This is a genomic window from Saccharopolyspora sp. 6M, from assembly GCF_020176775.1.
In the GTDB taxonomy this organism is placed as follows: Bacteria; Actinomycetota; Actinomycetes; order Mycobacteriales; family Pseudonocardiaceae; genus Saccharopolyspora_C; species Saccharopolyspora_C gregorii.
On record NZ_JAIUJZ010000328.1, the window covers coordinates 1 to 2,880 of the forward strand.

At 63.4% G+C, this 2,880-nt stretch carries 3 protein-coding genes; 1 reads left to right on the forward strand and 2 read right to left on the reverse strand.

The genetic code is table 11. From position 1 onward, the window contains the following. Positions 1-326 precede the first annotated feature (326 nt). Positions 327-536: a hypothetical protein gene (locus LCD31_RS28550; RefSeq protein WP_224963262.1), complete on the forward strand. Its 210-nt coding sequence runs from the start codon at positions 327-329 to the stop codon at positions 534-536. Between the two features lie 201 nt (positions 537-737). Here LCD31_RS28550 and LCD31_RS28555 read toward each other — a convergent pair whose 3' ends face one another. Both LCD31_RS28555 and LCD31_RS28560 read right to left on the reverse strand, forming a co-directional pair. Further along, positions 738-959 carry a DUF397 domain-containing protein gene (locus LCD31_RS28555; RefSeq protein ID WP_308015882.1) on the reverse strand — a complete coding sequence of 74 codons (222 nt, stop codon included), beginning with the start codon at positions 957-959 and terminating at the stop codon, positions 738-740. Continuing rightward, on the reverse strand, positions 934-1,788 hold the full coding sequence (locus tag LCD31_RS28560) for a helix-turn-helix transcriptional regulator (protein WP_224963266.1): 855 nt from the start codon (positions 1,786-1,788) through the stop codon (positions 934-936). The genes LCD31_RS28555 and LCD31_RS28560 overlap by 26 nt, the downstream gene beginning before the upstream one ends. Positions 1,789-2,880 lie beyond the last annotated feature (1,092 nt).

Below are 2,880 nucleotides of genomic sequence, written 5' to 3' on the forward strand. Positions count from 1 at the left end.
GCCACCAGACACCTCCACAACGACAACAAGACCAACCTACGACCACCGTGCCACCAAGATCAGTTTTGTTACAAGTAGTTAAGGCGGTCGATGGGATGGAGCCACCCACTCGCACCGCCCCGAACCGGCGCCGACGCTCCACACCCCCGCCCCATCCCGGAGACCGCCGGGGTCTGGGGGCGGCAAGCCCCCATTTCCTCCCGCCACGCCGGAATCCGCGGCGACCTCTGGCAGAATCAAGGATGGGAATATCTCCGCAGTAAACGGTACTAGTACTGTTAACTGCCCCCTCCCCTTCAATCGGTGAAGTCAATGGAAGGGGTCTTGTGTTCGTTGCCATGTTCGCCGCCGGGTGGTTCGCGGCGTCGGTGTACCTCGCCGTGCACGCTGGCGCCCTGGTGCTGCTGCGCTCGAAGCCGCGCCAGCGAGCCGACGCCGACTCGGTGTTCCGGCTTGCCCTGAGCCTCGCGGCCGGCTCGGTCGGAATCGGCTTGTTTTCCCTGGTCTCAGCCATCCTGGGGCTACTTCGAGCCTGAGAAGAAGCGGGCGGGAGCTGCGGCGCGAGAACACCGCGCCAGCGGTGGAGCGCAAGCGCCGGAAAAGCTCCCGCCCGCGCGGCGCCGAAGGCGGCGCGCCTTGATACAGATAGAGAAAAAACCGGCAAACGACGACGGTGCCGGAAGCAAAAGAAAAGGCGCCCCTTCGGTAAACACCAAAAGGGGCACCCCGGCGCAAATCTACCGGTCGTATTTTCCCGACTTGACCGCAGCAATAAAAGACGCCCATCGCTGGCGGTGGGTAATGATGTGCCCACCGGAAGGGTTCTTTGTGTCCCGTAACGCGGCGTTTCCTGCGAGGGTTCGCCCAACCTCAATGCAGGCGCTTGTATTCTGACTGCGGGACGACTTCCGCCATCCTGAAGTTTGTTCGGCGCTAGCCATCGTCATTCTCCAATTCATTGATGATACGTGAAATAAGTTCCACTGATTCCTGTGCGTCCAGCGCGTGCTCGATCACCATATCTATTGCGTGACCATAGCTTTCTACGTCTGGCCCCTCATGGAAGAAGATCCCAGATCTTCGGTTTTCAAGATGTACGACTGGTCCGAGTTGTTCGGATTCGATAAATAGGAAATGCCCCTCAAGAGCAGGTTGCCATCCACTCGTGTAAGTAAGAACACGTACGTCCACATGCGGCATTTCTGAGGCTTCGCGTAGGTAGCGAAGCTGGTAGATCATGCTGTCTCGCGGGCCGATCACCTGACGCAAAGCCGCTTCGCCGACGAGCGCCAGGTAGCGCGCTGGCTTGCTACGTCGAATCGCATCTGCCCGTCCAAGTCTTACGGCTACGCGAGTTTCAATCTCATCTTCGGGTACGCCGCCGGACGACATGATAGCCCGAACATAGTCGCTTGTTTGCAACAGGCCGGGAATCAGGTTCGGCGTTACTTCGGTGATCGCCGAAGCGGATTTCTCTAGATCGAGCAGAGCTGTTAGTTGCTGTCGCAATTCCGGAAGCGTGACAGCTAGCCACTGCTTTGCCGTGGTGTCAGTAGTTAACTCTACTATCTCGTCATAGCGAGATCCATTGACGCCCAGCAGGGTCAGGATTTGTGCGACGTCGGTCGCCTTTGGGGTGCGCTCACCATTTTCCCAGCGAGAAACTACGCCAGGATCTTTGTCCAGCTCCTTAGCGAGAGCCCGCAAGCTGAGACCTTGAGCTTCGCGAGCCTGGCGAAGAGCGTTGCCGAGGGCTCGCGCCTTCGGCGTCCGGGCGTTGCTGGTCATGCAACACAGCATAAGCGATGTCCGAGCCCGCGCAAGCGTCCCCCGCATGGGGGATTGCGAGACCTGAATCCTGGGTGTTGCTATTTGACCGCAACGTTGCGCAACGCCGCAACGGCCGGACTTAGGGAGGCAGCATGACAGCCGATGAAGTTTCTACTGACACCGCCCGCCGTCAGGCAGAAGTGTTGCTACCGGTGCGGTACCAGCCGGGTGTGGTGGGCGAGTCACGTCGAGTGGTGCATCGGGCGGTGCGGATGCCTGGGGGCAGGTTGTTCGTGGGGTTGTGCGGTGAGCCGCTGGCCGGGGGTGTGGTGGAGCTGGGGGTATCGGGTGCTCCGTGTTTGCGGTGTGTGTCGGTGGGGTCGTTCGGATTGTCCCCGGTGAGATCGGCGGTGGCGTGATGGTGACGGTGTTCTTGCTGGCGGTGTTGCTGGCCGGGTTGCTGTGGCTGGCGTGGGGTCCGGAGTCGTCGGGGGGTGGCCGATGATGCGGGTGGTGATGTGGGCTGCTTCGGCTGGGCATGTGGTGCGGCGGTGGCATGTGGTGCGCGGGGCGGGTGGTGTCGCGTTGTGGTCGGCGTGTGGTGAGTGGGTCTTCGGCCCGGTGGATGTGCGGCGGTCGGTGTCGGTTCCGGTGGAAGCGGGGCCTGGTGATGTGTGTGAGTCGTGCGCGGCGTGGGCGGGTGTGGTGGTGCCGGGTTCGGTGGTGCCGTTGGGCGAGTTGGTGACGGCGCGGCATTCGTTGTTGCAGGCGGCGTTGGATTCGGAACCTGAGTCGGTGCGGGGTCCGGTGCCGGTGTTGTGGCCGACGGAGGACCCGGACGTGGGGAAGCGGCCGGGCTCGCGTGATGGGGCTTCGCCTGGCTCGGGTTCGCCGGGTGCGGGGTGGTGGCGCGGTGCTGGGGGGCGTCACCGGTTGCGGCGGCCGTGCGGTGGGGGTGCGGATCGTGTCGCGGCGTAGAGAGCTTCGGGCACAGCGGGTGCCCGAGGAGGGGGGGGCCCCCGCGCGGGGGGGGGGGGTGGGGGCGCCCCCCCGTGCACAGGGCGGCCCCCGCGGGGGGGGGCCCCGCGGAAAGGGATAAAAACCAGGTGG

What these genes read in the sequence shown, in the direction of transcription:
- LCD31_RS28555 (WP_308015882.1), bottom strand. Translation starts at nt 959, where the DNA reads ATGAATTGGAGAATGACGATGGCTAGCGCCGAACAAACTTCAGGATGG.
- LCD31_RS28560 (WP_224963266.1), bottom strand. Translation starts at nt 1,788, where the DNA reads ATGACCAGCAACGCCCGGACGCCGAAGGCGCGAGCCCTCGGCAACGCT.